Source organism: Bradyrhizobium nivariense (assembly GCF_029846695.2).
Classification (GTDB): domain Bacteria; phylum Pseudomonadota; class Alphaproteobacteria; order Rhizobiales; family Xanthobacteraceae; genus Bradyrhizobium.
This window is the reverse complement of record NZ_JARWCR020000138.1, coordinates 1-6,429: the sequence shown is the minus strand read 5'-3', so window position 1 is coordinate 6,429 and position 6,429 is coordinate 1. Positions and strand designations below refer to the sequence as shown.

At 63.8% G+C, this 6,429-nt stretch carries 5 protein-coding genes; 4 read left to right on the top strand and 1 reads right to left on the bottom strand.

Annotated elements, in window-relative coordinates; translation table 11 throughout:
• Positions 1-155: 155 nt before the first annotated feature.
• Positions 156-1,184: a carbon-nitrogen hydrolase family protein gene (locus QCM77_RS45130; protein ID WP_279659753.1), complete on the bottom strand. Its 1,029-nt coding sequence runs from the start codon at positions 1,182-1,184 to the stop codon at positions 156-158.
• Between the two features lie 127 nt (positions 1,185-1,311).
• Between QCM77_RS45130 and QCM77_RS45125 the strand changes: the two genes are divergently transcribed.
• From QCM77_RS45125 to QCM77_RS45110, 4 genes are all read left to right on the top strand, one after another.
• Positions 1,312-3,471 (top strand): thiamine pyrophosphate-dependent enzyme, encoded by a 2,160-nt coding sequence (locus QCM77_RS45125; protein WP_280097041.1) that lies wholly within the window; start codon positions 1,312-1,314, stop codon positions 3,469-3,471.
• Positions 3,468-5,033 (top strand): indolepyruvate oxidoreductase subunit beta family protein, encoded by a 1,566-nt coding sequence (locus tag QCM77_RS45120; RefSeq protein WP_280097040.1) that lies wholly within the window; start codon positions 3,468-3,470, stop codon positions 5,031-5,033. The genes QCM77_RS45125 and QCM77_RS45120 overlap by 4 nt, the downstream gene beginning before the upstream one ends.
• A gap of 277 nt (positions 5,034-5,310) precedes the next feature.
• Positions 5,311-5,673 carry a MarR family winged helix-turn-helix transcriptional regulator gene (locus tag QCM77_RS45115; protein WP_280097039.1) on the top strand — a complete coding sequence of 121 codons (363 nt, stop codon included), beginning with the start codon at positions 5,311-5,313 and terminating at the stop codon, positions 5,671-5,673.
• Positions 5,673-6,155, top strand: a complete 483-nt coding sequence (locus QCM77_RS45110; RefSeq protein WP_279659757.1) for a MarR family winged helix-turn-helix transcriptional regulator — start codon at positions 5,673-5,675, stop codon at positions 6,153-6,155. Before QCM77_RS45115 ends, QCM77_RS45110 begins: the two co-directional genes overlap by 1 nt.
• Positions 6,156-6,429 lie beyond the last annotated feature (274 nt).

The window sequence follows — 6,429 nt, the reverse complement described above, 5'->3', positions numbered from 1 at the left end:
CTCGATTGGGGAAGCACCCCCACCCCAGCCCTCCCCCGCAAGCGGGAGAGGGAGCCCAGTGCCGATGCCGCCGCATCGTGCACACCATATGCGATTGCCCTGCCCGCGAGCGGGAGCGCACCTTCTTCGCGGTTTGCAAACAGACCTCACTATCATCATGCTTCCGATCTGAGCGGGATCGGCGTGAAGCCCTGCTCCGCGGCCTCGCCCGTTGTGCGTTCACCATCGGCGAGGTCCAGCGGCGCCAGTGGGCGGCGGTTGACCCGGAGATCGAAGATGTCGAACCGGTTGTAGTGCCCGACGATGTCGTGCATCTGCTTTGGCTGGATGCAGCGCTCGAGGTCGATGTCGGCGTAGACGATGCCTTCGTCGTCGATCAGCGGCGCGCCGACCACCCGCCCGTCCGGTCCGATGACGCCGGAGAATGCGCTCGACTTCCGCTGCAAACGCACGCGTGCGTCGGGAACGACGGTCTCCATCGCAGTGATGATCTCCTCCGACACGGTCGAACAGGAGACGATCGTAAAGATCTTGCCTTCAAAAGAGTGGGCAATCGCGCGCAACTTGATCGCCTCCGCCATGTCGTAGTCGGGGGGCGCGACGGGAAGCGAGATGTAGCTGGCGACATGCACGAGCTCGCCCTGCCCCAGCAGGGCAAAGCGCGCGAGCGTGTTGGTGTTCTCGCCGCAGGCCAAGCCTCCGAGACGTCCGATCTCGGTATCATAGACGCGCAGGCTCGATCCGTCACCGCCGGTCCAGGTCAGCTTCTCTGCCCAGGTCGGCACCAGCTTGCGGTGCTTGCCGAGCAGCGCACCGTCCGGCCCGATGAAGACGAGCGTATTGTAGATCGCGCCCAGCGAGACCGGGCTGCGCTCGTTCACGCCGAGCACGACGTAGCAGCCCGTATCGCGCGCGGCCTTCCTGATGACGTCGACCTCCGGACCCGGCACGAGAACCGATGCCTTGACGAGTTTCTCGAACCACGCACTCCCCGTGATGGGATCGGTGATCCAATTCCAGTAGGGATAGCCGGGAACGAACACCTCGGGGAACGCGACGAGCTTCGCGCCATTGCCTGCCGCTTCACGGACCAGTGAAGCCGCCTTGTCGGCCGTCGCGCCCGGGTTGAGATAGACAGGTGAAGCCTGGACGGCGGCAGCTCTAAAGCGAGGCAGCTTCAGCATTGGCCCTACCCTGTCGCTGGCTCATGATCGCGCTTTCGGAGCAGAGGTCTGCAAGCGTGATAGCATGGCGCGGCGTTGACTTACTTCATATGTAAACGTATGCTATCGCATATTTCTGGAGGGTGCAATGGCTGAACGGTCTTTTGCTCGCGAGGTCGAGGATCTCCGGCTCGGCGATGGCGATACGTTCCGCGGCGAAGGCATCCTCGCCATCACCAAGGCGCTGCTGCAATCCGGCGTCGCCTATGTCGGCGGCTACCAGGGCTCGCCGATCTCGCACCTGATGGACGTGCTGGCCGACGCCAAGGATGTGCTCGACGATCTCGGCGTCGTGTTCCAGAGCTCCGCCAATGAAGCGGCGGCAGCGGCCATGCTGTCGGCCTCAGTGATGTATCCCCTGCGCGGCGCGGTTGCGTGGAAATCGACGGTCGGCACCAACGTCGCCTCCGACGCGCTCGCCAATCTCGCCTCGGGCGGCGTCACCGGCGGCACGATGATCATCGTCGGCGAGGATTACGGCGAAGGCTCCTCCATCATGCAGGAGCGCACCCATGCCTTCGCGATGAAATCGCAGATCTGGCTGCTGGACCCACGGCCCGACCATGAGTGCATCGTCAATTTGATCGAGAAGGGTTTTGAGCTCTCCGAGTTCTCGAACACCCCGGTGATGCTGGAGGTGCGGGTTCGCGCCTGTCACATGCATGGGAGCTTCGCCTGCAAGGACAACGTCAAGCCCGCCCACACCATCAAGGACGCGCTGAACAATCCCAGGCGCGACGTGAACCGCATCGTGCTGCCGCCGGCGGCCTATGAGCATGAGCAGGAGAAGATCAAGACGCGGATGCCCGCGGCTGTTGGATTCATCCGCGACAACAAGTTGAATGAATGGATGGGGCCGAAGCAGGGCAAGGTCGGCATCATCATGCAGGGCGGCATGTACAACAACGTGATCCGCGCGCTGCAATATCTCGGGCTGTCGGATGCCTATGGCGACACGCAAGTTTCGCTCTACGTCATGAACGTCACCTACCCCGTGATCGACACCGAGGTCGCGGAGTTCTGCCTCGACAAGGAGGCCGTCCTCATCGTCGAGGAAGGCCAGCCGGAATATCTGGAGCAGGCGATCAACACGGTGCTGCGGCGCAAGGACATCAACGCACGCGTCCACGGCAAGGACGTGCTGCCGATGGGCGGCGATTATACCGCGCAGGTCCTGCTCGGCGGCATCAGAGAATTCCTGGAGAAAACCGAGCCGCGGCTGCTCGGCAACCGGCCGCCGGCGCCGGATGCCGCGCCCGTGCTCAATCACCCCGCCGTCGAGAAGCTGAAGCAGGTGGTGCCGGCCCGCCCGCCCGGCCTCTGCACCGGCTGCCCGGAGCGGCCGATCTTCGCTGCGATGAAGCTGGTCGAGGAGGAGCTCGGCCAGCACCATGTCTCGGCCGATATCGGCTGTCATCTGTTCTCGATCCTGCCGCCCTTCAATATCGGCGCGACCACGATGGGCTTCGGCCTCGGCCCGGCCTCGACCTCGGCCTTCAACGTCAAGGCCGACAAGCGCTCGATCGCGGTGATGGGCGACGGCGGCTTCTGGCACAACGGACTGACCAGCGGCATCGGCAATGCCGTCTTCAACAAGCATGACGGCGTCTTCGTCATCGTCGACAATTACTACACCTCGGCGACCGGCGGTCAGGACATCCTGTCGTCGCGCGCGACCAACAAGCGGCGCAACACCAACAATTCGATCGTCAAGGCCGTGAAGGGCATCGGCGGCCAATGGGTGCGCCAGCTCGACCGCACCTATGACGTCGGCAAGATGCGCGACATTCTGAAGGAAGCGCTGACGACCAGGGACGAAGGCCCCAAGGTCATCGTCGCCTCCTCCGAATGCATGCTGAACAAGCAGCGCCGCGTGAAGCCGCAGATCAACAAGGCGATCAAGGACGGATTGCGCATCGTCAAGGAACGCTTCGGCGTCGACGAGGACGTCTGCACGGGCGACCATGCCTGCATCCGGCTCTCGGGCTGCCCGTCGCTGTCGGTGAAGCAGCTCGACGATCCCCTGCGCGACGATCCGGTTGCGGCAATCGACAATTCCTGCGTCGGATGCGGCAATTGCGGCGAGGTCGCGGAAGCCGCCGTGCTGTGCCCGTCGTTCTATCGCGCCGATGTCATCCATAATCCGACCCGCTGGGACATTTTCAAATCGAAGGTCGCCATGGCCGTGATCGGCTGGCTGCAACGCCGGCGCGATCGGCGGCGCCCCGCGCTCGAGGCGCTGGCATGAGAGACGAGACCGTACGTCTGGCCCTCCCCGCCGCGGGTGAAGCAACCGAGCGACCGATCTCGATGGCGATCGTCGCCATGGGCGGCCAGGGCGGCGGCGTCCTGACCGACTGGATCGTCCAGCTCGCGGGGAACCACGGGTGGGTCGCGCAATCGACCTCGGTGCCCGGCGTCGCCCAGCGCACCGGCGCAACGATCTACTACATCGAGGCGATGCCACCGCTGGACGGCCGCAAGCCGATCCTGTCGCTGATGCCGACACCCGGCGACGTCGATGTGGTGATGGCGGCGGAGTTCATGGAGGCCGGCCGATCCATCCTGCGCGGCCTGGTGACGCCGGATCGCACCACGCTGATCGCCTCCAACCACCGGTCGCTTGCGATTGGCGAGAAGATCGCGCCGGGCAACGGCATCGCCGACGGGGGTGCCGTCACCGGCGCGATCGGCATTGCCGCCAAGACCGAGATCATCTTCGACCTGAACGCGCTGGCCATCGAGAACGGCAGCGTCATCTCGGCTGCGATGTTCGGCGCGCTCGCTGCGGCCAGTGTGCTGCCCTTCAGCCGCGAAAGCTATCTCGACGTCATCCGCGCCGGCGAGAAAGGTGCCAAGGCCAGCATACGGACATTTGAAGCCGCCTTTGACCGGGTTCAGACCAAGTCTCCAGACATTGCGGCGCCAGCGCAATCGAAGCCGACCGGCAACATCCCGTCTCCCGCGACGCCCGATCCGGATCTCGCCGGGCTTGTCGCCCGGCTGAAGCAGGAGCTGCCCGAGCCCGCGCTCGCCATGGCCCGCGCCGGCCTGAAGAAGGTGGTCGACTTCCAGGACATCGCCTATGGCGCCGAATATCTCGACATCCTCAAATCGCTGCACACGGCCGACCGAAACTCCGGCGGTGCCGCTCGGGGCTATACCTTTACCCAGGCCGCGGCAAAATACCTCGCCAACGCCATGACCTATGACGACGTGATCCGCGTGGCCGACCTCAAGACGCGCGCCGCTCGGCGCGCGCGCATCGAGAGCGAGCTCGAGATGTCACAGGGCCAGCTGCTCCAGACCACCGAATTCATGCACCCCCGCATGGAGGAGGTCATGGGCATGCTGCCGGTGGGCCTCGGCCGCTGGTTGGGCGCGAAGCCGCGCCTGCTCGGCTGGCTCGATCGCCGCGTCAACAAGGGGCGCCGGGTGCGGACCTATTCACTGCCCTGGTTCCTGGCGCTCTATGTCGTTGCCGGACTTCGCGGCATGCGCCGCCGGTCGCTGCGTCACGCCGTCGAGACAGCTCACCGGGGCCAATGGCTCAAGGCCGCGACCGAGGCGGTCGGCACCAACTACCATCTGGGTGTCGAAATCCTGCAATGCCGACGCCTGGTGAAGGGCTATTCCGATACCCACAGCCGGGGGCTGTCGAAATTCGACAAGACACTGGCGGCAATCAAGCTGGTCGAGCGACGCGATGATGCCGCCGATTGGGCGCGCCGGCTGCGGGAGGCAGCGCTGAAAGACGGCGCCGGCAAGGAGCTCGACGGCGTGATCCAGACCATCAAGACCTTCGCGTGATGCCCGGCACAGGATTCGATTGCCGTCCGGACCGAAGGACGTCAGGATCAGGCGGCTTGACTACGATTCCTGGGTTGCTAATCGGAGCGACAGACCCGCGATAATCCCCCATTTGACGAGACACTCTGTACTCGATGGTCATGCAATGCCGGCTGCACTCAAAGAGAACATCGGTCCCGTCCCTGGGCAGATTGAAACCCGGCTTTGGCTTCAATTGCTGTCCCTGCATGGCGAGTTATTCGCGTCGCTGAATTCGATGCTGAATTCGGAGTTTGGAATGTCGCTCGCCAAGTTCGACGTGCTGGCCCAGCTCGATCGCTACAGGAATGGCCTCGCGCTCGGGCAGTTGTCGCAAAATCTGAAAGTGTCCGGCGGGAACGTCTCGGGACTGGTGCAGCGTCTTCTCGCCGACGCGCTTATCAGCAAGGAAATGTCGAGCGAGGACCGCCGGTCGTTCATCGTGCGTCTCGCGCCCAAGGGCGAAGCGCTGTTCAGGAAGGCAGCCGACGTCCACAAGAAGCATCTCAGCGCGCGGCTCGAGAACATCCCCGCCCGGGAGCTCGAAACCGCGCTCGGCGTGCTGCGGTCCCTCGCCTCGAAAATTCGCACCGACAGCAAGCAGCAAAGTCGCAAGAAATAATGGCCAAAGAATCCAGGAGCAGATGGAAATCGGGTCCGCCGCGGACCAGAGACCAGCTGCAAAATTACATCCCCTATCTGTTCAATCGCCTCGCCAATCGCTGGAACCTCGACCAGAACCGCGATCTGAGCGAGCACGGCGTCAACAATGTCGTGTTCCGGACGCTGTCGGTCCTGTTCATCTACAAGACCCTGACCGTCAACGAGATCGCCGTTCTCGCGGTGACCGAGCAGTCGACCGCCAGCCGCATGGTCGAGTCCATGGTGTCATCGGGCCTCGTCAAGCGCGAGATCGCGGAAGAGGACCAGCGTCGCCGGGTCGTCGCGTTGACGCCGGATGGCGAGGCGCTGCTGCGCAAGATCTGGCCGATCATGTCGAACAACTACGATCGGTTGATCGTGGGTATCGACCCCGACGACATCGAGGTCTGCGAGCGCGTGCTTGCAAAGATGGTCGAGAATATCCGCCAGAACCAGATCTGATCCGCGCTTTAAAGCGCGATGAGATCAGGTTCGATGTTGCAACGAGTGAGATGCGCTCCCTCCCTCGCTTGCGGGGGAGAGTTGGGGAGAGGGTGTCTCCACAACGGGGACGGTCCCCAAGAGGAAAGAACCCTCACCCGGCGCTTTGCGCCGACCTCTCCCGCAAGCGAGAGCTTTGCACAAAGGCGAATCAGGGATTCATTAGGGCCTAGGCTCGGAGGGGCTCGGGATGGCATATCGACAGGTTGGGCAACCGGGTTTCGCGGACGCGCTG